Genomic DNA, 24631 nt, shown 5'->3' on the forward strand with positions numbered 1-24631 from the left:
TCTCCAACGTGGACATGTGGATCCGCGACTACCACGCGGACGGCCTGCGGCTGGACGCGGCGCACGCCATCGTGGATGACAGCTCGCCGCACCTGCTGACGGAGCTCACCGCCAGGGCTCGCGCCGCCGCCCCCGGCCGCCGGGTGCTCGTCATCGCCGAGGACGAGCGCAACGAGGCCCGCCTGCTCCACCCGGCCACCGAGGGGGGCATGGGGCTGGATGGCGTCTGGGCGGACGACCTGCATCACCAGCTCCGGCGGGCCTTCGCCGGGGACAGCGAGGGCTACTACCAGGACTACACAGGCAGCGCGGAGGACATCGCACGCACGCTCCGTCAGGGTTGGTTCTATGAGGGGCAGGTGTCGAAGAACCAGGGCCACGCACGGGGCACGCCGGCGGGCAGGCTCCCGCCCCGGCACTTCGTGCACTGCCTCCAGAACCATGATCAGGTGGGCAACCGCGCCCACGGCGAGCGGCTCGGCCATGACGTGTCGCCGGCGGCCTACCGGGCGATGAGCACGCTGCTGCTGCTGTCCCCGTACACGCCGCTGCTCTTCATGGGACAGGAGTGGAACGCGAGCACGCCCTTCCTCTACTTCACGGACCACCATGAGGAGCTGGGGCGGCGCGTCACCGAGGGCCGGCGCAAGGAGTTCGCCGGCTTCGCCCGCTTCGCGGGAGACACGGTGCCGGATCCGCAGGCGGTGGAGACCTTCGAGCGCTCCCGCCTGGACTGGAGCGAGGCGGAGCGCCCAGCGCACGCGCAGGTGCGAGCGCTCTACCGGGAGCTGCTCCGGCTGCGTGCCACCGAGCCCGCACTGAAGGAGCGGGGCCGGGGCAGCTACGACGTGCAGGCGCTGGGAACGAGCGCGCTCGTCCTCGAGCGCAAGGGAGCGGGGCAGCGGCTCCTCGCCTTTGTCAATGTGAAGGGCCTGCTCGAGCACCGGCTGCCGGAGGGCGCGCGTGCCCAGGTGGTGCTCTGGAGCGAGGCGCCTGCCTTCGGTGGAGCCGTGGAGGCGCCTCCGCTGAGAGGGGGCGTCGTGCGGCTGGAGGGCCCCTCGGCCCTCGTGGTGCGGCTGCCAGGCTGAGCCGCGCTCGCTGCGCATGAGAGCGCGAGCGCCGCTGTGCTCGCTCAGGCGGGCGCACGTCGCAAGGGGATGCGACACCGGAGTCACCTTCCAGGCGAGAGCCGGCGCGCGCGAGGCTCGGGAACAAAGAAAAGGCACATCCGGTACTCGGGGCTGCAAGAACGACGCGTCCTGTCATGAGCGCGAAAGGGCAAGCGAGCCCTTCGTGTTCGAGGCGGGGCATTGGCAACAACAACGCTGGCCGCGAGCAGTCGCGTGCTCACCGCTCCGAGCTCACTCCGGAAGCGGGCGCGTGGACTCGTGGCCTCCACCCGAGGAACACACCACTTGGTCAGATCGCAGAAGTCTCACTCATGGCTCCTCTCTGGAGCCCTGCTCCCCTCGCTGTGCGCGCTGTCCCTGCTGGCCCTCTCCACCCCGGCGCGGGCACAGACTGCCTGCACGGCGCTCCCGGTGAGCGCCGTCACCGCCAGCGCGGATGACGGCAACATCCCCGCAAACGTGCTCGACGGCAACACGGCGACTCGCTGGTCCTGTGATGGGAGCGGCTGCTGGATCCGCGCGGATCTCGGCGCAGAGAAGCAGGTGAGCGCCGTGGACGTCACCTGGCACCGCGGCGAAGAGCGCGGCAACAACTATGAGGTGTCGCTCTCGCGCGATGGCAGCACCTTCTATGTCGTCGCCGCGGGCGTGAGCCCCCGCTCGGCGCAGGCGCAGCGGATCTCCTTCGCCGCTGCTCCCACGCGCTACGTGCGGATCACCGTCAAGGGCAACACGCAGAACAACTGGGCCAGCATCAACGAGCTGCGCGTGCTCGACTGCGGCACTGCGCAGCCGCCCCCGCCCCCTCCGCCGCCTCCGCCGCCTCCCCCGACGGGTACGGACGTGTTCGGGGTGACGATGATCCACTCCACCAAGGCTGGCGGTGAGACCTGGGCCCTGGCGGCCGACGCGACGCGGGATCCACGCTTCGATCCCAAGTCCACCCTCACCCGCAACGCGGATGGCTCCTGGAAGATCAGGTCCACCCAGGTGCGCCTGTCCGTCTTCACCTCCACCGGCTACAACTCGGGGAGGATCGCCACGTACGACCCGGATGTGCTGAGCAGCCAGGGCTTCATGCAGGCCGCCAACGACTGGAAGAACGTGGAGATGACCGGCTTCGTGAAGCTCAACGCCGCCTCGGACATGAGCGACAACTTCGACTGGTACGCGCGCGGCGGCCGGCACACCGACTCGCTGGCGTGCGAGGGCTCCTCGTACAAGGGCGCGCTGCACTATGACGGGCGCACGCGCTGGCAGAAGGAGACGTGGCATGTCAGCTACGAGCAGGCTCCGTACAAGCCCGCCACCAGCTCGCTCCGGAGCCGCTGGGTCGGCTTCAAGGCCGTCATGCGCAACACGCAGGTGAATGGCCGGGCGGCCGTGCGGCTCGAGCTGTACCTCAACGACAACGCCGACAAGGTCACCTGGAGGAAGATCTACGACATGGTGGACGCTGGCGACTGGGGCGGGGACGCCACCCACTGCGGGGGCGCTTCTGACCCCATGCCCATCACCTGGGGTGGCCCCATTGCAGTATTCCGTTGGGACAACGCCAGCGACGTCGACTTCAAGTGGCTGAGCGTGCGCGAGATCCAACCGTAGGTGCTCGGCTCAAAGTAATCCGATGGTGTTGTCGAGAACGGCGCGAGGAGCTGCTCCCTCCTCGCGCCGTTTGCCTTCTCAGAGGGTGTCTCTTTCAAAGGGAGCAGGGGACTATTTCAGGCGAGGCAAGCGAGTAAGCTTGTGAGCACCGAGGAGGCTCTGGCCCTGGCTTCCTCGACAGGGGGCAGACCGTCACGCGTTGGAGGATCCCGGCATGCCCAAGCCTGCGTTCATCGATCCACCCAAGCTCCTGAGAGGCACTCGCCACTCTGAAGGAGATGAGGTCCTTCGCCTGTTGGCGGAGGTGGAGCACACCCATCCCGAGGGCAGCATGACGTTGCGAGCCATCCGGGATGGCGAGGGCTCCATCGTTGACTTCGAGTGGATCTACGCCAACCCCGCCGCGGAGCGCACCCTGAGCTGGCGGGTGGGAGGCCTGGTGGGGCGGCGGCTCCACGAGGTTCCGCCAGAGCTGGGGCTGGCCGGCCAGTTCGAGGCCTTCCACCAGGTGGTGGAGACGGGCGCGTCCTGCCAGCAGGTGTTCCCCCACTCGTGTGAGGGCTTCGAGGGGTGGCTCCAGGCCACCGTGGCCCGCTTCCGAGACGGCGTGCTGGTGCGGCTGCGCGATATCACCACGGCCCGCCGGGCGGAGACGGGGCTGCGCGAGACGCGGGACCGGCTGGTGGAGCTGCTCGAGAACCTGCCCGAGGGCTTCTTCTCCGTGGATGCCCACTGGCGCTACACGTACATCAATCGCAACGCGCTGCTGCTCACGGGCAAGCCGCGGGAGAAGCTCTTCGGCCGGGACATGTGGAGCACCAGCCCGGAGCTGCTGGGCACCCTCACCGAGCGCGAGTACCGGCGGGTGATGGCGGAGCGGGTCTCCACCGTCTTCGAGATGGAGTACTCGGCGGGGCGCTGGTTCGCCGTCCACGCGTACCCGTCCGGCAGTGGCATCGCCATCTTCTTCCGAGACATCACCGAGAAGAAGAAGGCGGAGCAGGAGCGAGACGCGCTGCTCACGCGCGAGCACTCGGGGCGCCTGGAGGCGGAGGAGCTGGCGCGGCAGCGGGCGCGGGAGCTGCTCGCGGCCCGGGAGAAGCTCGTCCAGTCGGAGAAGCTGGCGGTGGCAGGGCAGCTCGCGGCCGGCGTGGGGCACGAGATCAACAACCCGCTGTCCTTCGTGATGGGCAACATCCACTTCGCGCTGGAGCAGATCCAGACGCTGCCTCAGGTGGAGGCGCGCGACACGCTCAAGGAGACGGCCGAGGCGCTGGCGGAGGCGCGCGAGGGCGCCGAGCGCATCCGCGGCATCGTCCGCGATCTGAAGACGTTCGCCCGGGCGGATGACTCGCACCTGCGGCCCGTGGACGTACACGCCGCGCTGGAGTTCAGCCTCTCCATGGCGATGAACCACGTGCGCTACCGCGCGCAGGTGGTGAAGAGCTACGGGAACGTGGCGGCGGTGTGGGCCAACGAGGCCAAGCTGGGCCAGGTCTTCCTCAACCTCATCATCAACGCGGCGCAGGCCATCCCCGAGGGGGACCCGACGCGGCACCGCATCCTTCTCGCCACCTACTCGCGCGATCAGCACGTGGTGGTGGAGGTGACGGACACGGGGATGGGAATGACGGAGGAGGTACTCTCTCGCGCCTTCGAGCCCTTCTTCACCACCAAGGCCCAGGGCGAGGGCACCGGGCTGGGCCTGTCCATCTGCCACGGCATCATCAAGGCGCTGCGCGGCGAGCTGACGGCCGCCAGCAAGCCGGGCAAGGGGAGCACGTTCCGGGTGGTGCTGCCCACCCGGGGTGTGGAGGCCGACGCGCTGGCCCCCTCGCCGGCCTCCTTGCAGGAGGTGCCAGGGGTGCAGGGCAAGCGGGTGCTCGTCATCGACGACGAGGCGAGCATCTCCTCTGTCATGCGGCGCATCATCGGCCGCGGCAACGAGGTGGTGGTGGCCAGCAGCGGACGCGAGGCGCTCGCGCTGCTGGAGCGCGACACGGAGTTCGATCGCATCTTCTGTGACTTGATGATGACGGACCTGACGGGCATGGACGTGCACGCCGAGCTGGCGAAGAAGCACCCCGAGTGTCTGCCGAGGCTCGTCTTCATGACGGGCGGCGGCTTCACCACGCGCGCCCGGGAGTTCTTGCAGAACTTCTCTCACCCGCGCATCGACAAGCCCTTCGAGCCGGAGGTCATCCGGCGGCTGGTCGCCCAGTCGCCGCCGCGTGCCTGAGGGGGCGCCCGCCCGGCGGGCTCAGCGGCCCTTCTTGATGTAGCCGGACTGAGGCGGCTTCTTTTCGGTGGGGGGCTTCTTGGAGGCGGCGGCGCGCTTCTCCAGCGCCAGGCTCAGGCCCGGCGCATTCGCGGCGGACACCTGCCGCGTCAGGGGCTCGTACCCCTCCAGCGACAGCGTCACCTCCACGGGGGGGCCATCCGGCGTGAGCGGCAGCGTCACCGGCGTCACCCCGAGCAGCTTGCCCGCGAGCTGCACCGCCGCGCCGGCCGGCTCGGAGCGGAGCACGAGCTCCACCTGGAGGGGCTCTGGCGGCGTCTCAATGGGTGGCTCGGGCGGTGGCTCCTCCGGCCGAGTGTTCACCACGGGAGGCGGTGGTACCGGAGGCTGATCGGGCTTCTGGGTCAGGTAGACGATGGCGGCCCCAGCGATGATCAGCGCCGCTGCGCTGCTCACCACCACCGGGATCACCGGGAAGCGGCGCTCGGGGGGAGCCCGCAGGGACTGCGTGCCTCGCGTGGCGTCCGGCCGCGGCGCGGGCGCGGGCCCGACCAGGGCCTCCACGGACTGCCGTGAGCGTGTCCGAGGCGCCACGCTGGGCAGCGAAGAGCGCGAGGGGGTGAGGCGCTGGCCTGGAGCGGCCGAGCGGCTGCGCGAGGGACTGGACTTCTCCTTGTCCTTCGAGTCCAGGTCCGCGTCCTCGGAGAGCTCGTCCAGCTTCGCCGGGTCCGCCTCCGCGGCGATGCGCTCCGAGTACAGCTCCCGCAGGAACGCGGACAGGTGCGCGGTGCTGGCCGCCATGCGCAGCTGGATGATGTAGTCCTCCAGCGCGAGCCGGAACGCGCCGCAGTCCGGGTAGCGCTTGTCCGGCGTGGGCGCGAGCGCCCGCAGCACCACCTCGTCCAGCCCGGGCGGCAGCTTGGGGTTGATCTGCGAGGGCTGCGGTACCTGGCAGTCCTTCACCAGCCGCAGCGTCATCATGTCCGTCTCGCCCTTGAAGAGGCGCCTGCCGGTGAGCAGCTCCCACAGCACCACGCCCAGGGCGAACTGATCGCTGCGCGCGTCCATGTGCTGCCCTGAGGCCTGCTCCGGGGACATGTACGGGTACTTGCCCTTGAGTACGCCGGTGGCCGTCTGGTGGCCGCTGCCGGCCGCCTTCGCCACGCCGAAGTCGATGATCTTCACCGCCCCGTCAAAGCCGACGAGGATGTTCTGCGGCGAGACATCCCGGTGCACCAGCCGCAGCGGCTGTCCCTGCGCATCGCGGGCCTTGTGCGCGTAGTCGAGCCCCGCCGCGGCCTCGGAGATGATGCGCAGCACCAGCCCCGTGGGCAGCAGCCGGCCCTTCAGCCGCGACTGCTTGTCCAACCGCCGCACATCGTCGCCCTGCACGTACTCCATGGCCAGGCAGTGGCGGCCCTCGACTTCGAGCAGATCCAGGATGGTGACGAGGTTGGGGTGCTGGAGGCGCGCCACCAGCCGGGCCTCCTCCAGGAACATGCTGAGGAACTCGTCGTCCTCCGCCAGGTGCGGGAGGATGAGCTTGAGCACGACGAGGCGCTCCACGGAGCTGCGCTCACGGGCCAGGAACACCTGGCCCATGCCGCCGGCGGCGATCTTGCGAAGCAGCTCGTACTTCCCGAAGGGAACAGCCATTCGTTTGTAGGATACCCTGGGTCCGGGTACCTCGTGAAAGCCCGTCTTTCCGTTCCCTGAGCAGGCGAGGGAGCGGACAGCCTTGAATTGTCCGGTGCCCCTCACCCGGAACTGCCGGGTGTCAGGCCTTCATCTTGTATCCAGAGCGGAGTGCCATGTAGGTCACACCGGTGGCCACCAAGGCCAGGAGCAGGAGAATGCCTCCTCCGAGCGCGGGAGGGAAGATGCTCCGTCCCAGCATTCCGTAGCGCAGCCCCTCTACCATGTACACCATGGGGTTGAAGAGGCTGATCTGGTCCCAGGGCGCGGGCAGCTCGCGCACGGAGTAGAAGACGCCCCCCAGGAAAGTCAGCGGCATCATCACGAAGGTGGGGAAGAAGTTGATCTGCTCGAACTTCTCCGCCCACAGGGCCGCCATCATCCCCAGCACGCTGAAGACATAAGAGGAGATGAAGAAGAAGTAGGCAGCCACCCCCGCGTGCTGGAGGCTGAAGCCCGTGAAGAGGGCCGCCACTCCCCAGGTGAGCCCGCCCACCGCCAGGCCGCGCACCATGGCCCCGCCAATGAAGCCGGCCATCAGCTCGCCGGGCCCCATGGGCGCCACCAGCAGGTCCACCACCGTGCCCTGGATCTTGGTGATGAAGAGCGAGGAGCTGGAGTTGAGGAAGGAGTTGTTGGCGATGCCCAGGAAGACGAGGCCCGGGACGATGAAGGGCAGGTAGGGCACGCCCTCCACCTCGCTGACGCGGCTGGAGATGGAGTAGCCAAAGATGATGAAGTACAGCGTGGTGCTGATGAGCGGCGAGAGGATGGTCTGGCCCGGCACGCGCATGAAGCGGCGGACCTCCTTCTCGAACAGCGTCTTCATCCCGAGGGTATTCATGGCGCGGGGGCTCGGGCCTCCCTCTGGGGGCGGCCGCGGAGGACCTCGATGAGCACGTCCTCCAGGCGGGAGTGGCGCGTCTCCACATCGGAGATGGGCAGGCCCAGGGAGTAGAGGGCGCGCAGCAGCTCGCCCGAGGGGGGCGTGCCCTCGCGCTCCAGGTAGGTGAGCGTGCGGCGCTCCTCGGAGAGGGTGGCGTTGAAGCGGCGAGCGGCCTCGGGCAGCTCGGCCAGGGGCTGCTCGAAGGTGACGACGAGGCGGCGCTCGCCGAAGCGACGCATCACCGAGGCCTTGTCCTCCACCAGCAGCAGGCGCCCCTCGTTGATGACGCCCACCCGGTCGGCCAGCTCCTCGGCCTCCTCGAGGTAGTGGGTGGTGAGGACGATGGTGGTGCCCTCGGCGGCCAGCTTGCGCACGTACGTCCACAGGTCCCTGCGCAGCTCCACGTCCACGCCGGCGGTGGGCTCGTCCAGGAAGACGAGCTTGGGGCGGTGCACCAGCGCCTTGGCGATGAGCAGGCGGCGCTTCATGCCGCCGGAGAGCGCTCGGGTGAGCGCGTCCTTCTTGTTCTGGAGGTTGAGGGCGGTGAGCACCTCGTCCACGCGCGCCTCATCCCGGGGGCGGCCGTAGTAGCCGAGCTGGATGTGGAGGGACTCGGCCACGGTGAAGAAGGGGTCGAAGTTGAGCTCCTGGGGCACCAGGCCCACGTCGTAGCGGGGGCTCACGGGGTCATCGTCCAGGTCCTTGCCGAACAGGAGGATGCGGCCGTGGGTCTTCTTCACCAGCCCGCAGACGGCGCCGATGAGCGTCGTCTTGCCTGCCCCGTTGGGGCCCAGCAGGGCGAAGATCTCCCCTTGGCGGATGGAGAGGTTCACCTCGGCGAGGGCGGTGAGCCCGGCGTAGGTCTTGGAGAGACCCTGCACCTCCAGGACGGTCGGTGACATGACGGGGGCGGGGCTTAGCACCTCTGGGGGTGGTGGTCATCAAGCGCCGCGCTAGACTGGGTGCCCATGCTCAACGTCCGGGAACTGCGGTCGCTGGCCTCACGGCTCACCGAGGCATTCTTCTGCAACCAGATCGGCCCCTTCGTGCTCGTCCAGAAGCCGCCACGGCCGGTGGTGGAGCAGATGGCGATGCGCATGGGGGCCCAGAGCACCATGGCGGCCACGGGGCCGAGCCTGGAGGCCATGCAGCTGGCGGTGATGCTGCGGTTCGACGAGCTGCTGGTGGCCACCATGCCGCCGCTGCGCAGCACGGATGCGCTGATGGTGGGGCGCATGCCGAGCTGCGAGCTGGTCATCAACGATCCGTCCGTCTCCAAGGAGCACGCGCGGCTGGCCTGGCACGGGCAGTCGGACACCTGCACGGTGGTGGACCTGGGCTCGACGAACGGCACGCAGCTCAACGGCCACATGTTGGAAGCCCACAAGGAGTTCTACGTGCAGGACGGGGACCTGGTGCGCTTCGGGGACGCGGACTTCGCGTACTTCACCGCCGAGTCCCTGTGGGAGAAGCTTCGCCGCTGAGCGCCTGCTCCAGCGTCAGGAGGGGGGGCAGGGCGGGGTGCATGGGGGAGTTCCTTGCGCCACGCTCGCCTCCTTAGTATCCGCCACCCTCTACGTCGTCACTTTGGAGGCAACAGAACCCCGATGGCCCAGAACTTCATCTTCACCATGCAGGACCTGCGCAAGGTCAAGGGTGGGAAGGACATCCTCAAGGGCATCTACCTGTCCTTCTTCCCAGGCGCGAAGATCGGCGTCATTGGCCCCAACGGCTCCGGCAAGTCCACGCTGCTGCGCATCATGGCCGGCGCGGACAAGGAGTTCTTCGGCGTGGCCAAGCCGGACCCGAGCGCGCGGGTCGGCTTCCTGCCGCAGGAGCCCCAGCTGGAGACGTCACTGGACGTGAAGGGGAACGTGGAGCTGGGCCTCAAGGAGATCCGCGCGCTGATGGACCGCTTCAACGCGGTGTCCGCGAAGTTCGCCGAGCCCATGAGCGACGCGGAGATGGAGAAGCTGCTCGCGGAGCAGGGCAAGCTGCAGGACGCCATCGACGCGGCCAACGGCTGGGAGCTGGATCGCACCATCGAGATGGCCATGGACTCGCTGCGGCTGCCGCCGGGCGACGCGGACGTGACGAAGCTGTCCGGTGGTGAGAAGCGCCGCGTGGCGCTGTGCCGCATCCTGCTGGAGAAGCCGGACCTGCTGCTGCTGGACGAGCCCACCAACCACCTGGACGCCGAGAGCGTCGCGTGGCTGGAGAAGGCCCTGAAGGACTACAAGGGCACCATCGTCAGCATCACGCACGATCGGTACTTCCTGGACAACGTGGCGGAGTGGATCCTGGAGCTGGACCGTGGCGAGGGCGTGCCCTGGAAGGGCAACTACTCCTCGTGGCTGGACCAGAAGCAGAAGCGCCTGGAGCTGGAGGAGAAGTCAGAGAGCCACCGGCAGAAGACGCTCAAGCGCGAGCTGGAGTGGGTGCGCGCCAGCCCGAAGGCGCGACAGGCCAAGAGCAAGGCACGCATCTCCGCATATGAGGATCTGGTCAACCAGACGCAGGAGAAGCGCGAGGCGACGGGCGAGGTGACGATCCCGCCCGGGCCGAAGCTCGGCGGGCTGGTGGTGGAGACCCAGGGGTTGCGCAAGTCGTTCGGGGATCGGCTGCTCATCGACGATCTGACCTTCAAGCTGCCGCCGGGCGGCATCGTGGGGGTGATTGGACCGAACGGCGCGGGCAAGACGACGCTGTTCCGGATGATCACCGGCGTGGAGAAGCCGGACTCGGGCGAGCTGCGCATTGGCGAGACGGTGAAGCTGGCGTACGTGGACCAGAGCCGCGACGCGCTGAACGGGGACAAGTCGGTGTTTGAGGAGGTGAGCGCCGGGCTGGACCACATCGACCTGGGGCGGGCTGGGCAGATCCCGAGCCGCGCGTACCTGGCGGGCTTCGCGTTCAAGGGGCAGGACCAGCAGAAGCGGGTGAAGGATCTGTCGGGTGGCGAGCGCAACCGGGTGCACCTGGCGAAGATGCTCAAGAGCGGCGGCAACCTGCTGCTGCTGGACGAGCCGACGAACGATCTGGACGTGGAGACGCTGCGGAGCCTGGAGGATGCGCTGCTGAACTTCGCGGGGTGCGCGGTGGTGATCAGCCACGACCGCTGGTTCCTGGACCGCATCGCCACGCACATCCTGGCGTTCGAGGGAGACAGCAAGGTGTTCTTCTTCGAGGGCAACTTCCAGGACTACGAGGCGGACAAGAAGAAGCGGCTGGGCCCCGAGGCGCTGCAGCCGCACCGCATCCGCTACCGGCCGCTCACGAAGAACTGAGCCCTCGGGGGCAGCACAGGAGGCACAGCTCCATATGCGTACCTGGGAGCTGAGCGTTCCGCTGGACGAGGCGTCCCCCACGCCGCTCTTCGTCCAGATTGCTCGGGCCCTCGCCGAGGACATCCGGCGTGGGCGCCTCAAGCCAGGTGCTCCGCTCCCTGGCAGCCGCGCGCTCGCCACCACGCTGCACGTTCATCGCAACACCGTCCTCGCCGCGTATCAGGAGCTGGAGGCCCAGGGGTGGATCTCTACTGCTCCGGCGCGTGGCACCTTCGTGTCCACTGCGCTCCCTGACGTGGAGCCACCCGCGCGCTCGGAGGCGCCGCGGGCCCGGAGTCTGGATTCGGTGGGCTTCCCGCTCGATCCGCCTCTGGAGAGCCGGGAGCCCGTGGACTTCCCTCGCGGGGCCCTCGTGCTCACGGGAGGCTCGCCGGACGTGCGGCTCCTCCCCGTCGAGGTGCTCGCCCGTGCCTGGCGCCGCGCATTCAAGCTCGGAGGCCAGCGCCTCCTCGACTACGCCGGGCCTCAGGGACACCCACGCCTTCGCGCCGCGCTGGCTCACATGCTCGCCTCCGTGCGCGGGCTGGCGGCGACCCCGGACTCCCTCCTCGTCACTCGCGGGAGTCAGGGCGCGCTTTATCTTGCCGCTCGTGCGCTTGTGCGTCCCGGTGAGCGTATTGCTGTAGAGGCTCTGGGCTACCGCCCCGCGTGGGAAGCCTTCCGGTCCGTAGGCGCTCAGCTCGTCCCCATCCCCATCGATGGTGAGGGCATCCGCGTCGATCGACTCGAAACGGCTGCCCGCCAGGGAATCCGCGCTGTCTACCTCACGCCTCACCACCAGTACCCCACCACCGTCACGCTCTCTCCCGCGCGTCGCCTCACGCTGCTCGCCTGGGCCCGGGCTGCAGGCTCCGCCCTCATTGAGGACGACTACGACCACGAGTTCCACTACGACGGACGCCCTGTCCTTCCGCTCGCCAGCGCTGACCGCGATAACGTCGTCATCTATGTGGGCACTCTCTCCAAGGTACTCGCCCCAGGCCTGCGCGTCGGGTTCCTCTTCGCCCCCATACCGCTCATCCGTTGCGCTGCCTCCATCCGCGCCGTCGTAGACCGGCAGGGAGATCTCGTTGCTGAATACGCCCTCGCTGAGCTGCTCGAGGAGGGCGAGCTTCAGCGCCACGTGCGGAAGATGCGAGGCGTCTATCGCTCTCGCCGGGACGCCCTCGTTGAAGCCCTACGCAAGGAGCTTCCCGACGCCCTCGAGTTCTCCATCCCGGCTGGGGGTATGACGCTCTGGGCTCGCTGCGCCCCGGGGCTTGATGCCGCCGCCTGGAGCGAGCGTGCCCGTGACATGGGAGTGTGGTTCTCCCATGGGGGGCAGTACACGTTCGACGGCCAACCATTCTCCGCCCTGCGCCTGGGCTTCGCGGGGCTCAAGGAGACGGAACTGCGCGAGGCGGTACGCCGGATGGCGAGGGCCCGGCCCCGGAGATAGCGACGGGGAGGCGAGCCTCCATCGCCCGTTCTTTCCAGAATCTATGGGTGAGACGAGGACTTACGCCCGTGCCAGGGGCGCGCTGAGCAAACCTGTCCGACAGCTATACAGGTTCGGCCAGAGTGCGCCGATGGGGTGCCCTTGAAGCGGTTCAGCAGGGGCAGTCCGAGTGTGTCCCATGCATGGCTCTCCCGCGTCACTCGGACACCGCCCTGCGCGAAGGCCTCGACATGTCGCGAACGGTACCTCCCAGGACCCCTCCCGGGGGTTCCATGGGAGAGGGGACTTGCCCACACATGGCACGTCAGGAAATGGGCATCGCCCCAAGGCGCGCTATGGTCGGGCGGGAACCTCTGCTCCAAGCAGCCATGAACTTCGTCTTCATCTCCCCCCACTTTCCGCCGCAGTACTTCCACTTCGTCACCGCCCTGCGCGAGCGCGGCGTCAACGTCCTGGCCATCGGCGACGCCCCCTACGACACCCTCCGCCACGAGCTGCGAGAGACGCTCCGCGAGTACTTCTTCACCCCCAGCCTCCACGACTACGACGCCCTGCTGCGCGCCACCGGCTACCTCACCTGGCGCCACGGCCACATGGATCGCATCGAGTCGCTCAACGAGTCATGGCTCGGGCAGGAGGCGCGCCTGCGCGAGGACTTCAACGTCTTCGGCCTCAAGCCCGCCGAGATCCATCGCCTGCGCTCCAAGTCCGGCATGGCCACCATCTTCCGCGACGCCGGCGTCCCCCACCCCGAGCTCGAGCCCGTCCAGAGCGCCGCCCAGGTGAAGGCCTTCGCCGAGCGCGTCGGCTACCCGCTCGTCCTCAAGCCCGATGTGGGCGTGGGCGCCGCTCACACCTTCAAGGTCAGCAGCGATGCCGAGGTCGACAAGGTGCTCGCCCAGCCCCCGTCCGCCCCCTTTGTCGCCCAGGCCTTCGTCCAGGGCACCATCATCACCTATGACGGAGTCGTGGACCGCGAGGGGAAGATCCTCTTCACCCTCAGCCACCAGTACAGCGATGGCGTCATGGAGGTGGTCACCGAGAAGCGCGACATCTCCTTCTGGAGCCTCAAGCAAATCCCCGCCGCGCTCGACGAGCTCGGCCGCAAGGCCGTGGCCGCGCTCGGCCTGCGCGAGCGCTGGTTCCACTTGGAGTTCTTCCGTCTGCCGGACGACCGCTTCATCGCGCTCGAGGCAAACCTCCGCCCGCCCGGAGGCTTCATGACGGACATGATCAACTACGCCTGCGACATCGACGTGTACCGGCTGTGGGCGCGCGTCGTCACGGGCGATCCCATCGCCGACATCCGCTTCAGCCCCAAGTACCACGTGTGCCACATCGCCCGGCGCGCCGGCCGTCCCTACCGCCACAGCCACGAGGAGGTGCTGCACCGGCTCGGCCCCGCGCTGGTGATGCACACCACGGACATGCCCTCCGTGTACCAGGCCGCCATGGGCTCCGAGATGTACCTCACGCGCCACGCGGACCTGGAGCGCATGCGCGAGGACGTGAGCTTCGCCCAGGCCCTCCGCTAGCCGCGCTCAGCTCAACAGCCACCGGAAGGCGAACGGCAGCCGCCGCTGCCAGTCCTTCTCGTGGTGCTGGCCCCCGGGCTCCAGCACGAGGATGAGCTCATGGTCGTGGTACCCCAGCCGCTTGAGGTGCCCGTAGAACTCGCGCGTAGCCACGCCATAGTTGAGCGGCACCTTGTCGTCCCCGATGTGCTCCGTGGAGCCGGCGTCCAGGTAGATGCGCGTCCACCGCTGGCTGTGGGCCTTCCAGTATTCGAAGAGCTTGCTCTCGCTCCACATCACCGTGGGAGACAGCGCGCCGATGCGCCCGAACACCTCCGGGTACTGCCACCCGAGGTACAGCGAGATGAGCCCGCCCAGCGACGAGCCCATGCTCCCCGTCCACTCCGGGCCCTGCCGCGTGCGGTACACGCGATCCACGTACGGCTTGAGCTCCTCCACGAGGAAGCGCGCGTACAGCGGCCCCTGGGCCTTCACCTGGTTGCGCGGCTCGTCCCACGGCGAGTACTCCTGGAAGCGCCCAGGCCCCGAGTCCACCGCGACGAGGATCCACGGCTCCAGCCGGCCCTCGTGCACCAGCGCCTCCAGCGCGTGGTTGGCACACCAGGTGTCGAACACCGCCGACTCGGGGTGGGCGAACACGTTCTGCCCGTCCTGCAGATAGAGGACGGGGTAGCGGCGCTCGCCGTGCTCGTCGTAGCCGTCCGGCGTGTAGATGCGGAGGGTTCGGGTGAAGCCCTCCTGCGGGGAGGGAAAGTCGCGGATGATGTGCACGTGGCCCATGGAGCACCCACCGGCGCTCGGGGCCTGCGCCCAGCAGCCGCGGTGGTGGCCGAACCTTAGATGGCTCCGCCCCTCCGGCCAACCTCGGAAGTGTTCAGATCTGTCATGTATTGCAGGTTTCGGAGCGTCCAGAAATTGGGGGCACCCGAGGGCCGCTGCTAGAAGAGGCCTGTCACGCTCCGTGGGAGATGAGGCGATGGAACTCCAGCAGCTGGAACTGGCAACCCTGCTCATCGTGTCCACGCTCGAACTGCGGCAGGCCCGCGAGGGACTGGATGGCAGCGACGAGGCGCGGCAGCGGCTGGAGGTGGCCCACGCGCAGGCTGAGGCGGCGCGGGATGTTGCGGGCGAGCTGCTCGCGATGCGGACGCGACTGGCACCTCGGGTGTGAGGGCGCACCCAGGGAGGGGCATGGCCGGATGGGACGCGGTGCGCTCTCACGTACGATCGTCTGAGCCCCAGGAGACAGGGGCGACGCCGGACATGCACTCCAGGGCCCTCGCCATCCTGCACGGGAGTGGTCAAATTCGCTGACGATCCAAGGCAGACGAAGGAGAGCCGGTGGAAGAGACCCCACCGAAGGCAGCCGTCCTGCCGGGCGAGGGAGGCCCGGTGGATTGCGTTGTCTGGGCGCATGCCAGCCTCCGCATGAGCGAGCGGAGAGGCAGGCCCCCCCCGTGTCGGTGGTCCCCTGGCGCGCGGCGAGCGTCCTTTCGGGTGAGCGGAGTGCCCTCATGAGCCCGTGCGATCCCTCGAGCGAGGGCCTCGCTGATTTCCTGGAGGCACGCAGCGAGGACATCACCCGCCGGTGGGAGGAGCGGGTAGGGAAGGTGCCCTCGCCGTCGGCCGAGGGTTCCGAAGCGTTCCTCGCCACGCTGCCGGAGTTCCTCACCGCGATGGTGGCGGCGCTTCGCGGCAGGCCCACCCCTGGCTCCACCCAGTGGGTCTCGGTGGACACGATCGCCGAGACCCATGGTGCTCAGTGCTTCCGCAGAGGCCTGGACATCTCCGAGGTCGTCCGTGAGTACTCCGTGCTGCGCTCCATCATCCTCGAGATCCTTGACGAGAGCTCCTACCCGCTCACTCCCGAGGTGCTGAGGATCCTGGTGGACGCGATCGCCGCGGCGGCAGCGGAGGCCCTGCGCTGCTATGCCGTGGAGTATTCGCACGCGCTGAGTGCCAGCAGGGCGAAGCTGCAGGAGATCATCGACCACGCCCCCGCCGTCATCTCCGCCAAGGACACCGAGGGGCGGTACCTCTTCGTCAACCGCGCCTTCGAGGAGCTGTCCGGCACCCGCCGTGAGGCCATCGTGGGCCGCACGGACTATGATTGCTTCTCCCGGGAGACGGCCGACACCTTCCGCGCCACGGATGCCCAGGTGCTCGCTACGGGGCAGCCGCTCGAGGTGGAGGAGGAGGTGCCACAGGGGGACGGAGCGCATGTGTGGCGCTCGCTGAAGTTCCCCCTTCCCAGGGCGGGAGCTCGTCCCTACGCCACGTGCTGCATCTCCACCGACATCACCCTGTCCCGGCGCATGCAGCGGGAGCGGGACGAGGCGCGCGAGCGCTTGAGCCGCGTGCTGGCGGCACTGCCCATCATCTTCTTCTCCTTCGAGGCCCAGGGGGGGTTGACCCTCGTGGAGGGGCGGATCCTCGAGAGGCTCGGGCTCGAGCAGGGCGAAGTCATCGGGCAGTCCATCTTCAAGAACAGCCTGGACTACCCGGCCCTCACCGCCGCCATCGAGCGGGCGCTGCAGGGGGAGTCGGTCTCGGAGGAGCTGGAGTACCAGGGACGCTGGTTCGACGCGGTCTTCCTTCCCGATCGGGGACCGGACGGCGCGGTGAGGGCCGTCTCGGGCATGGCCGTGGACATCACCGAGCGCCGGCGCGCCGAGGAGGAGCTGCGCCAGTCCGAGACGCGCTATCGCCTGGTTACCCTGGCCACCCATGACGCCGTCTGGGACTGGAACCTGGACACGAACCAGGTGCAGTGGGGCGAGAACCTCCAGCGGCTCACCGGCTACGAGGCAACCGGGGTGGTCTCGGCCATCGAGTGGTGGTCCGAGCACATCCACCCCGAGGATCGGGAGCGCGTGCTGGGTGGCGTGCAAGCGGTCCTGGAGGGGGGAGGCAACCACTGGGCGGAGGAGTACCGCTTCCGGCACGTGGACGGCTCGTACATGCTCGTCGCCGAGCGGGGCTACGTGGTGCGCGATGAGCAGGGCCGGGCCGTGCGGATGGTGGGGGCGCTGCAGGACATCACCGAGCGCAGGAGGGCCGAGCAGGAGACACGGCGGCGGGCCGACTTCGAGCAGCACCTCATCGGCATCGTCAGCCATGATCTGCGCAACCCGCTCAACGCCATCTCCATGTCCGCCGCGCTGCTGTTGAAGCAGGGTGGGCTGGACGAGGCGCGGAGCCGCGCCCTCCAGCGCATCGTCTCCAGCGCGGCGCGCGCCACCCGGATGTTGAGGGATCTGCTGGACTTCACCCAGGCGCGGCTCCGGGGTGCCCTCCCGGTGAAGCTCCGGCCGCTGGATCTGCACGAGCTCACGCGGCAGGTGGTGGAGGAGGTCCAGCTCGCATGGCCGCGACGCCAGCTCATCCTGGAGCAGAGCGGAGATGGGCGCGGCGCGTGGGACGCGGACCGGCTGGCGCAGCTCATCACCAACCTGGTGAACAACGCACTCGCCTACGGGAGCGAGCACTGCGCGGTGAGGGTGCGCACGGACGGCCTGCCCGACGAGGTCCAGCTCTCCGTGCACAACACGGGGGAGCCCATCCCCGCCCAGCTGATGGGCCAGCTCTTCGAGCCGCTCAAGCGGGGCTCAGTCCCTGGCTCAGCAGACAATCACTCCATCGGCCTGGGGCTCTTCATCGTCAAGCACATCGTCGACGCCCATGGGGGCAGCATCTCCGTGGACTCCACGAGGGAGCACGGGACGACGTTCACGGTGTCCCTGCCCCGGCACTCGACTCAGGCTCCCGAGCCTCCGCACGCACAGGCTCCCCAGCCTCTCCACTCGTGAGGGGCGGGAGCGCCTGCGTGGCGGCTCGCAGCAGCGGCCGTGCCACCAGTGCGCTGCCCAGGAGCACGGTGAGCGGCACCGCCCCCGAGAGAATGATGGACGCGCGGGCGGTGGCATGCTCGAGGAGCACGGCCGTGAGCGCGCTGCCGGCGCCAATGCCCAGCGACCAGCAGGCGCCGTACACCGAGAAGCCCTCGGCCTGACGGTCCGACGGCAGGGCCTGCTGGAGCAGGTGGGCGAGCAGGCCCGCCAGCGGCGCCAGGAAGAAGCCCGCGACGGCCAGCCACACCGCCGTGCTCACCACGCCCTCCGACAGGCCCACCGGCAGGAGGAACCCGCTCCAGAGGGTGAGGAACAGCAGCGCGCGCCCCAGCCCCCCTCGCGCCGAGGCCGGCCCTGCCATGCCCGCATAGAGCAGCCCTCCCATGGCGCTCGTGACGGACATCAGCGCCGCCAGGGCGCCCCACAGCTCCGCGCGTGAGCCGAGCTCCACCAGCCTGGGAGGCAGGGCCGTGTCCAGGGCGCCCCAGCTCACCCCAACGGTGATGCCGCCCACGAAGACGAACAGCGACAGCCCCCGCAAGAGGGGCGCCAGGTCCAGGCCTCGCCGGGGCTCTGTGGGGGCAGGGGGAGGCTCGCGGGAAGGGAGGCGCCGGTTGGCCACGGTGGCCACCACGGCACACACCGTGACGAGGCCCAGCGTGACGCTGGGGTGAAGGAGGGCCAGCACCCCCACCAGCAGCGGCCCACCGATCCACGTCGCCTCGATGAGCACCGCGTCGATGGCGAAGGCGGCGGCCAGCTCCTTGGGGGAGAGGAAGGTCGGCATCAGCGCGCGGTAGGCACCGCCGACTCCCCCAGGGATGACGCCCAGCAACAGGGACAGCACCAGCAGCACCGGGAGCGGCGCGTGCAGGGCGCAGGCGACCGACACCGCGACGCTCAGGGCGGCCAGGCCCAGCAGCGGCGCGCGCATGGCCTCCGGCAGCCGGCGGCGATCCATGGCCCTGCCCCGGAAGGGTGCGGCCGCGGCAGCCCCCACGGAGAAGGCGCTCGTCATCCAGGCCCCCGCCGAGAAGGAGCCCAGGGCGGCCTCACCCATCAGCAGCAGCGCGAACGGCATCATCGTCAAGCACAGGCGGGTGAAGGATGCCGCCAGCACCCACCGACGCCAGCTCGCATTCGCCCAGAGCTCACGCTGGGCCTGCAGGCCGCCTCGAGCCTCTCCCTGTCCGGACACCCGCCACCTCCCTTGGAGCCTCAGCCGGCGCCGCGCCCTTTCTAGCCGGAGTGGGTCACGCGGACAGCACTGGACGCCCCTTCCAGGGTGTTGATGACCCCCCGAGGTCCCTGGTGACCCATCAGGTCGGCATGTCAGCCCTCGCACGTAAGGTGCGCTCCACCGGCGGCGCTCAACCCAAGGGGTCTTCTCCCGCACAATTCATTCGTGAATCCGAGTACTTCGCCAATGAAGTATTCGCGAATACCTCTGAAAAAATGGGAATCGCGGGAAAACGAGGGAGTGGGGGTGATTCACGGGTGAAGGCCTACACCGGCCCGGGAGCGCGTCGTTTCAACCACTTCATGGGTGGCATGCCCCCTGCTCATGATTCCTATCAGCTGGGAAGACCCCTACATCACCGCGAGAAACGACTATGCCCACTGTTCGCTTTGCCGGAGCTGGCGCCTACGTTCCTTCCCGAAGCATCAGCAATGAGCGCATCGCCAAGGCCTTGCCGGGCTGGTCTGCGGAGCGGATCTTCGAGAAGACGGGCATCGAGGAGCGGCGGTACCTGTGGGAGATCGATGAAGAGAAGGGCATGGCGATCCCTCCCCCCGAGGATGATCTGCCCATCTATCCGTCGACGAACTCGGACATGTGCGAGCTCGCCCTGCGCCGGGCGCTGAAGCAGTCGGGCGTAGACGCGAAGCAGCTGGATGCCATCCTCCTCGTCACCTGCACGCCGGACGAGCTGAACTTCAACCATGACGCGATGGAGCTGCACCGGCGCCTGGAGTGCCGCACGGACACCTTCGCGCTGGTGATCGACGACGGCTGCGGCGGCACCCCGTACATCATCGACATGGCGGCGAAGATGATGGAGGGCGGCCGCTTCAAGACGGTGGCGGTGGTGGCCTCGGCGCTGGCCTCGCCGCACGTCAACCGGGAGGTCTACACGGACGAGATCATCCCGGGGCCTGGGCGCAAGCCGATCAACGCGTTCCTGTCCGGGTACGTCTTCGGGGATGGGGCGGGCGCGGTCATCCTGCGCGCGGATGGCGAGGAGGGCACGGGCATCCTGGCGACGATGTCTGGCAACACGCATGGGGATCTGGTCATCCGCCGTGGTGGTGGCGGAATGAAGCTGCCCCACCAGGGCCGCACGCGCCCGGGGGACATGGCCTTCGTGGTGGATGGGCAGAAGGTGGCGGAGAGCTACCCGCTGCTCATGCGCCACTGCATCGACGCGGTGCTGGAGAACCACCCGGCGCTGCGCTCCGAGGTGCAGCGCTACTACTTCCACCAGCCCAACCGGCGGCTGATGGAGTTCTTCACCCACCACGCGGAGCTGCCCGCAGATCGCGTGGCGATGAACGTGCACCGCTACGGCAACACCTCGGCGGCCGGTATGCTCATCCTGCTGGCCGAGGATCTTGAGTCCGGCCGGGTGCGCGTGGGCAGCGGGGACCTGGTGCTCGTGGCGGCCGTGGGCGCCAGCGTCCACTACGGCGCACAGCTCGTGCGGCTGTAGTCGCGAGGAGGCGTCGTCCCAGGGGCACTTCTCCCCTTGCTAACGTGGGCGCTGGACGTCCACACCCTCTGAGGAGTTGCCCCATGTCGCGCATCCCTGCCTGTGTGGTCTTGCTCGCGCTCGCCTTGCCTGTCTCCGCGTGGGCGGGCGAGGTGACGTACCAGTTCCGCACCGAGGAGGATCCGAAGGCCGCGGCGGAGCCGAGTGCCTGCCAGGCCGCGCCGTTCCCGACGAACGTCAAGCTGCAGGGGATCATCGTCGTGCCGGAGAGGAGCGCGGACGGCAAGGTGAGGCCCGGTGGACAAAGAGTCCCCGGGACGGCGCTGGCGTGCGTGCGCATCACGGATCGCGCGTTCCCCGAGGGTGCACAGGGGGACATCTACGCGCGCTTCGAGCTGCCCGAGGGTCGCTTCGTGGCGGTGGGGAAGTGCACCGTGGTGAGCAACGCAGTGCCGCGGCCGGGCGTGGTGCTCACCAGCTGCGCGCTGAAGCTGACGGAGCACCCCTCCCCCTATGCAGGGGGCTTCGCGACGAGCGCGAGCATCTTCAACCCGCTCGGCCTGCCTGGGTACAACACGGGCTCGCTGTGGACGCTGCGCATGTTCGAGCCGGATCCGACGGCGGCGGCCGCGCCCGGGGGAGCTGGGAAGCAGCCAGCGAAGGCGCTTGCGGGTGACAAGGCTCGGGCTCCGGCGCCGGTCAAGCCGAAGTAACCCGGGCGCTCGTCGCTCCGCTCAGAGTGAGGGGTGGGCTCCACGGGTGTGGAGGGTGCTCCCCGGTCGAGCCTCCCTGGGCTCCTGAGGGTTTGGGGGGTTAGGGATGGCCTTTGGATTGCGTGAGGAGCCTGTATGTCTACCCGCCGAAGTCTTCTCGTGGCTGCGCTGTGTCTCATGGGCTTGCTCACCGCGTGCTCCGGCTCCGAGCCCGGAGAGGGCGGCCCGGATGGGGGCACCGAGCCCACGGAGGATGGAGGTGGGGACGGCGGCACCGGGGATGGCGGCGTCCAGAACGATGGCGGTGTGACACCGCCCGTGGATGGAGGGGTGCCGGCACTGGTGTTCGTCTCGCGCAGGGTGATGCCCGAGGGCAGCATCTACTGGGATGTCCCCAAGGCGATGCCAGGCGTGGGAGCGCACAGTCGTGTGCGGCCTTCGGTGCCCGGTCGCCTCCTTGTTCGTGAGCCGGATGGCCGGATGCGCGTGCTCATTGATGGGGAGCAGTCCTCGCCGCAGACGATGAACCTCGTGGACGTGAACGGCCCGTCCGTCTCGTATGACGGCATGACCATCGTCTTCGCGGGCTTGCCTGCGGGCAACTACAACACGTCTCCGGCCCGCTCCATTGGAGCGTGGCGCCTGTATGCCATCAACGCGGATGGGACGAACCTGAAGCAGGTGACGCGCTCGGATCAGAGCCTGGACTACGGCCGCTTCGGCGGCGCCGCGGACGGGCTACAGGGGTACGACGACTATGATCCCGCCTTCCTGCCGGATGGGCGCATCGTCTTCTCCTCCACGCGCTATCCCGCCTATGGCCAGTACAGCGGGGTGCGCGCCTCCAACCTCTACGTCGTGAACCTGGACGGGACGCGGATGCACCGCATCACCGCCGAGCGCAACGGCGCGGATCGGGCGCTGGTGGATCCGGTGACGGGCAAGATCGTCTACGCGCGCTGGTGGCGCAACCACCGCTTCCCCACGAATGACATGTCCACCGTGACGCGCTCGGGCGGGGGCTTTGATCAGAAGGACGGGCTGACGACGAACCGCAACAACCCCGTGGGTGGCCCGGACATGTTCCGCAACGGGTGGCAGGCCGCCACCCTCAACCCGGATGGGACGGGGCTGGAGATGTGGAACGGGCGCTTCCGCCTGGAGGAGAAGAACCACGTCTACGGCGGCGCCTTCAGCCCGGAGGGGGTGTTCTTCGCCAACTTCTTCCCCATGTACAACATGACGGAGGCCAGTGGCTTCGGCGGCATCCGGCGCTACGAGCGCGGTGCCCATCCGTACAAGGCCATCATCGGCGTGGCGGACTTCACGCTGGACTACGTGAGTGCCGCCGATCCTGTCTCGTACGGCATCTTCAAGGGCACCTACGCCGCGGAGCCCGAGGTGCTGCTGGATGGCAGGCTGGTGGTCTCCCTCGCCTCGGACGTGCAGCAGGACTACGGCCTCTATGTGGTGGGGGAGGATGGTCAGCGCCCGCGGCTGCTCTATGATCTGCTCGGCACGGCCGAGGTGCGGGCGCGCGTGCTGGCGCCTCGCCCGAAGCCGCCGGTGCTGCCGGATCTGTTCCGCGACAACCCAGGCGCCCCGTCCGCGTCGCTGCTCCCACCGACGGAAGACGGGCCATTCGACGTCGATGGCACCTTCGTCTTCCGAGCGCTGAACGTCTACGCCAACGCGCCAGTGGACTCGGACATCGTCAGCGCCCCGGCGGTGGGCTCTGCGGCGACCATCCGCTTCTTCATCGACCACCAGCGCACCAGTCCTGGCTCCTTCCCGCACCTGGACTGGCCCATCCTCCTGGGTGAGAAGGCCATCGCGCCGGACGGCTTCGCGGAGGACCCTGCCGCGCCCGCGAACGTGTCGCTCTTCGAGCAGCTCCGGGGGCCGGCCTCGCAGGGTTACCGGGTGCCGCTGACGGGGGGGCCCAACCCGGACGGCGCGGGGCATGTGGCGGGGATGAACTTCGGGCCGCCAGGAGCGGTGGTGCGGTGCATGGGCTGCCACGCGGGCCACACGATGATCCCGGTGCCGGCCTCGGACGAGGAGGCGAAGTGGACGAACCTGGCGCCGGGCGCCACCGTCACCGTGTCCTCCACGCAGGATCCCACCTTCAATACGGGGGTCATCGACCGGCGAGTGATGAAGGGAGAGATCTGGCGGTACTGGCGAACCCCAGGCGACCAGCATGCAAACCAGTGGGTGCAGCTCACCTTCCCGGTGCCGGTGACGGTGCGCAAGGTGCGCCTGTACAACCCTCGCTCGGGTGGAGAGGCGAACGTCACCGTCCAGGTGGGTGCCGCCACGGTGAAGCTCTACTCGGACGCGGCCGCCACGCAGCAGGTGAGCAGTGGCACGGCGGACAGCCTCTCCGTGTCCGGCACGGACGTGAGCTTCCCGGACGTGAAGGCGCTCGTGGTGCGCGTGGAGCTGAGCCAGGTGACGGGCACCTTCTACGGCGCGCGGGTGGCGAGCCTCGGGGAGATCGAGGTCATCGCTCGGGGCGAGGCTCCTTGAAGACGGAACACCCCACGAGGGTGGCCCGGCGACAGCGCTTGGCGCGAACCTGTCTGCTTGTATGACAGGTTCTGGTCCAGGGTGTCAGGGTTGGCTCAGCGCGCGGGGGGACGCTGACGCCAGCGCTCCACCTGGCCCACCACCTCGAGATCCCTCGGAGTGCCGCGTGAGCGCTTGAGGTCGAGGACCGTATCCAGGTCCGCCACGGGGAGCCCCTGAAGGGGTGAAGCGCGGGCCAGGAGCTCGTGGACACCCAGGAGGTCGAGCTCGTAGGCGCCGTCGATCACCAGCGCGCCCTTCCTGGCACGCACGTAGTACTTGCCGCGCAGGTGCTCCAACTCGAGCGGCGGGGACACCGGCTGTCCCCAGACTTCCAGCGCCCAGCCCTCCTCGGCCAGCGTGGCGGCCCAGCGCTGGAGATTGTCCGGCGCCGGGTCCACCACCAGATCGCAGTCCGGGACGGGCTCACTGTCGAGCGCGTCCATGCGCAGCCGCAGCGCGAATGAGCCGATGACGGCGAAGACCACGCCCCGCTCCTGCAATCGGCGCACTGCCTGCAAGTACGCGCGGTGCTCGGCCGGCAGGGCGCTCATGCGGTGCGTAGCAGCACCTCGCGCTCCGGATCCCAGTCCGCGCAGAGGTTGCCGTTGGCGTGGAAGACGAACTTGTGGATGACGCCCGAGCGGTGCCGCGCCTTCATCTCCTGATAGTCCGACGCCTCGAACGTCACGTCACACCGGTCGCGCCAGCGCATGCGCACGTTCCAGTAATAGTACCCTTGGGTCAGCTCCACGGGCTCGAAGTCGGAGACTCCGCGCAGCGCGCCAGGCAGCAGCGGCGCGAGCAGCGAATCGATGGCCACCCGGTCCCGCTCGATGGTGCGCTGAGTGCCATTTGGCCGGTAGAGCTCGTGCAGGCGCGAGAACTCGCGGAACACCACGTCCGTGAC

The 24631-nt window shown here is 68.8% G+C and carries 19 protein-coding genes; 12 read left to right on the forward strand and 7 right to left on the reverse strand.

The window, feature by feature from the left end:
* The 3 genes from VD972_RS24540 to VD972_RS24550 form a co-directional block, all read left to right on the forward strand.
* Window positions 1-1088, forward strand: a 1088-nt coding sequence (locus VD972_RS24540) for a DUF3459 domain-containing protein (RefSeq protein WP_324990945.1), incomplete at its 5' end; no start/stop codon positions are given.
* Window positions 1089-1415: 327 nt separating this feature from the next.
* On the forward strand, window positions 1416-2735 hold the full coding sequence (locus tag VD972_RS24545) for a discoidin domain-containing protein (RefSeq protein ID WP_324990947.1): 1320 nt from the start codon (window positions 1416-1418) through the stop codon (window positions 2733-2735).
* A gap of 214 nt (window positions 2736-2949) precedes the next feature.
* Window positions 2950-4974: a PAS domain-containing protein gene (locus VD972_RS24550; RefSeq protein WP_324990949.1), complete on the forward strand. Its 2025-nt coding sequence runs from the start codon at window positions 2950-2952 to the stop codon at window positions 4972-4974.
* Window positions 4975-4995: 21 nt separating this feature from the next.
* On the opposite strand, the gene VD972_RS24555 is transcribed toward VD972_RS24550, so the two are convergent.
* The 3 genes from VD972_RS24555 to VD972_RS24565 all read right to left on the reverse strand — a co-directional run bounded on the left by VD972_RS24555 (window position 4996) and on the right by VD972_RS24565 (window position 8457).
* Window positions 4996-6630, reverse strand: coding sequence for a serine/threonine-protein kinase (locus VD972_RS24555; protein ID WP_324990951.1), 1635 nt, complete (start codon window positions 6628-6630; stop codon window positions 4996-4998).
* Between the two features lie 121 nt (window positions 6631-6751).
* Complete coding sequence (locus VD972_RS24560) at window positions 6752-7513, reverse strand: ABC transporter permease (protein ID WP_324990953.1); 762 nt, start codon at window positions 7511-7513, stop codon at window positions 6752-6754.
* On the reverse strand, window positions 7510-8457 hold the full coding sequence (locus VD972_RS24565; RefSeq protein WP_324990955.1) for an ABC transporter ATP-binding protein: 948 nt from the start codon (window positions 8455-8457) through the stop codon (window positions 7510-7512). Before VD972_RS24565 ends, VD972_RS24560 begins: the two co-directional genes overlap by 4 nt.
* A 66-nt stretch (window positions 8458-8523) precedes the next feature.
* Here VD972_RS24565 and VD972_RS24570 point away from each other — a divergent pair, with 66 nt between their 5' ends.
* The 4 genes from VD972_RS24570 to VD972_RS24585 all read left to right on the forward strand — a co-directional run bounded on the left by VD972_RS24570 (window position 8524) and on the right by VD972_RS24585 (window position 13875).
* Complete coding sequence (locus tag VD972_RS24570) at window positions 8524-9039, forward strand: FHA domain-containing protein (protein ID WP_324990956.1); 516 nt, start codon at window positions 8524-8526, stop codon at window positions 9037-9039.
* 123 nt (window positions 9040-9162) lie between these two features.
* Window positions 9163-10842: an energy-dependent translational throttle protein EttA gene (gene ettA / locus VD972_RS24575; RefSeq protein WP_324990958.1), complete on the forward strand. Its 1680-nt coding sequence runs from the start codon at window positions 9163-9165 to the stop codon at window positions 10840-10842.
* A gap of 34 nt (window positions 10843-10876) precedes the next feature.
* Entirely contained in the window at window positions 10877-12340 is a 1464-nt protein-coding gene (locus tag VD972_RS24580; protein ID WP_324990960.1) for a PLP-dependent aminotransferase family protein, read from the forward strand.
* Window positions 12341-12708: 368 nt separating this feature from the next.
* Complete coding sequence (locus VD972_RS24585; RefSeq protein ID WP_324990962.1) at window positions 12709-13875, forward strand: ATP-grasp domain-containing protein; 1167 nt, start codon at window positions 12709-12711, stop codon at window positions 13873-13875.
* Window positions 13876-13881: 6 nt separating this feature from the next.
* Here the strand turns inward: VD972_RS24585 and VD972_RS24590 are convergent, their stop codons facing one another.
* On the reverse strand, window positions 13882-14655 hold the full coding sequence (locus tag VD972_RS24590; RefSeq protein ID WP_324990965.1) for an alpha/beta hydrolase: 774 nt from the start codon (window positions 14653-14655) through the stop codon (window positions 13882-13884).
* A 196-nt stretch (window positions 14656-14851) separates the two neighbouring features.
* Here VD972_RS24590 and VD972_RS24595 point away from each other — a divergent pair, with 196 nt between their 5' ends.
* Both VD972_RS24595 and VD972_RS24600 read left to right on the forward strand, forming a co-directional pair.
* Window positions 14852-15046: a hypothetical protein gene (locus tag VD972_RS24595; protein WP_324990966.1), complete on the forward strand. Its 195-nt coding sequence runs from the start codon at window positions 14852-14854 to the stop codon at window positions 15044-15046.
* A gap of 343 nt (window positions 15047-15389) precedes the next feature.
* Window positions 15390-17684: a PAS domain S-box protein gene (locus tag VD972_RS24600; RefSeq protein WP_324990968.1), complete on the forward strand. Its 2295-nt coding sequence runs from the start codon at window positions 15390-15392 to the stop codon at window positions 17682-17684.
* Here VD972_RS24600 and VD972_RS24605 read toward each other — a convergent pair.
* Window positions 17605-18924: an MFS transporter gene (locus VD972_RS24605; protein ID WP_324990969.1), complete on the reverse strand. Its 1320-nt coding sequence runs from the start codon at window positions 18922-18924 to the stop codon at window positions 17605-17607. The two genes, VD972_RS24600 and VD972_RS24605, sit on opposite strands and share 80 nt — an antisense overlap.
* Before the next feature lie 415 nt (window positions 18925-19339).
* Here VD972_RS24605 and VD972_RS24610 point away from each other — a divergent pair, with 415 nt between their 5' ends.
* From VD972_RS24610 to VD972_RS24620, 3 genes are all read left to right on the forward strand, one after another.
* Entirely contained in the window at window positions 19340-20437 is a 1098-nt protein-coding gene (locus tag VD972_RS24610; protein ID WP_324990970.1) for a ketoacyl-ACP synthase III, read from the forward strand.
* Between the two features lie 83 nt (window positions 20438-20520).
* On the forward strand, window positions 20521-21150 hold the full coding sequence (locus tag VD972_RS24615; RefSeq protein ID WP_324990972.1) for a hypothetical protein: 630 nt from the start codon (window positions 20521-20523) through the stop codon (window positions 21148-21150).
* 135 nt (window positions 21151-21285) lie between these two features.
* Entirely contained in the window at window positions 21286-23682 is a 2397-nt protein-coding gene (locus VD972_RS24620) for a TolB family protein (protein WP_324990973.1), read from the forward strand.
* Between the two features lie 95 nt (window positions 23683-23777).
* Here VD972_RS24620 and VD972_RS24625 read toward each other — a convergent pair whose 3' ends face one another.
* Window positions 23778-24275, reverse strand: a complete 498-nt coding sequence (locus VD972_RS24625) for a hypothetical protein (RefSeq protein WP_324990974.1) — start codon at window positions 24273-24275, stop codon at window positions 23778-23780.
* Window positions 24272-24631, reverse strand: a 360-nt coding sequence (locus VD972_RS24630; protein WP_324990976.1) for a hypothetical protein, incomplete at its 5' end; no start/stop codon positions are given. The genes VD972_RS24630 and VD972_RS24625, both read right to left, overlap by 4 nt.

Source organism: Hyalangium sp. (assembly GCF_035629615.1).
In the GTDB taxonomy this organism is placed as follows: Bacteria; Myxococcota; Myxococcia; order Myxococcales; family Myxococcaceae; genus Hyalangium.

What these genes read in the sequence shown, in the direction of transcription:
- VD972_RS24590 (WP_324990965.1), bottom strand. Translation starts at nt 14,655, where the DNA reads ATGGGCCACGTGCACATCATCCGCGACTTTCCCTCCCCGCAGGAGGGC.
- VD972_RS24565 (WP_324990955.1), bottom strand. Translation starts at nt 8,457, where the DNA reads ATGTCACCGACCGTCCTGGAGGTGCAGGGTCTCTCCAAGACCTACGCC.
- VD972_RS24600 (WP_324990968.1), top strand. Translation starts at nt 15,390, where the DNA reads ATGAGCCCGTGCGATCCCTCGAGCGAGGGCCTCGCTGATTTCCTGGAG.
- ettA (WP_324990958.1), top strand. Translation starts at nt 9,163, where the DNA reads ATGGCCCAGAACTTCATCTTCACCATGCAGGACCTGCGCAAGGTCAAG.
- VD972_RS24625 (WP_324990974.1), bottom strand. Translation starts at nt 24,275, where the DNA reads ATGAGCGCCCTGCCGGCCGAGCACCGCGCGTACTTGCAGGCAGTGCGC.
- VD972_RS24555 (WP_324990951.1), bottom strand. Translation starts at nt 6,630, where the DNA reads ATGGCTGTTCCCTTCGGGAAGTACGAGCTGCTTCGCAAGATCGCCGCC.
- VD972_RS24550 (WP_324990949.1), top strand. Translation starts at nt 2,950, where the DNA reads ATGCCCAAGCCTGCGTTCATCGATCCACCCAAGCTCCTGAGAGGCACT.
- VD972_RS24615 (WP_324990972.1), top strand. Translation starts at nt 20,521, where the DNA reads ATGTCGCGCATCCCTGCCTGTGTGGTCTTGCTCGCGCTCGCCTTGCCT.
- VD972_RS24585 (WP_324990962.1), top strand. Translation starts at nt 12,709, where the DNA reads ATGAACTTCGTCTTCATCTCCCCCCACTTTCCGCCGCAGTACTTCCAC.
- VD972_RS24560 (WP_324990953.1), bottom strand. Translation starts at nt 7,513, where the DNA reads ATGAATACCCTCGGGATGAAGACGCTGTTCGAGAAGGAGGTCCGCCGC.
- VD972_RS24610 (WP_324990970.1), top strand. Translation starts at nt 19,340, where the DNA reads ATGCCCACTGTTCGCTTTGCCGGAGCTGGCGCCTACGTTCCTTCCCGA.
- VD972_RS24580 (WP_324990960.1), top strand. Translation starts at nt 10,877, where the DNA reads ATGCGTACCTGGGAGCTGAGCGTTCCGCTGGACGAGGCGTCCCCCACG.
- VD972_RS24620 (WP_324990973.1), top strand. Translation starts at nt 21,286, where the DNA reads ATGTCTACCCGCCGAAGTCTTCTCGTGGCTGCGCTGTGTCTCATGGGC.
- VD972_RS24570 (WP_324990956.1), top strand. Translation starts at nt 8,524, where the DNA reads ATGCTCAACGTCCGGGAACTGCGGTCGCTGGCCTCACGGCTCACCGAG.
- VD972_RS24595 (WP_324990966.1), top strand. Translation starts at nt 14,852, where the DNA reads ATGGAACTCCAGCAGCTGGAACTGGCAACCCTGCTCATCGTGTCCACG.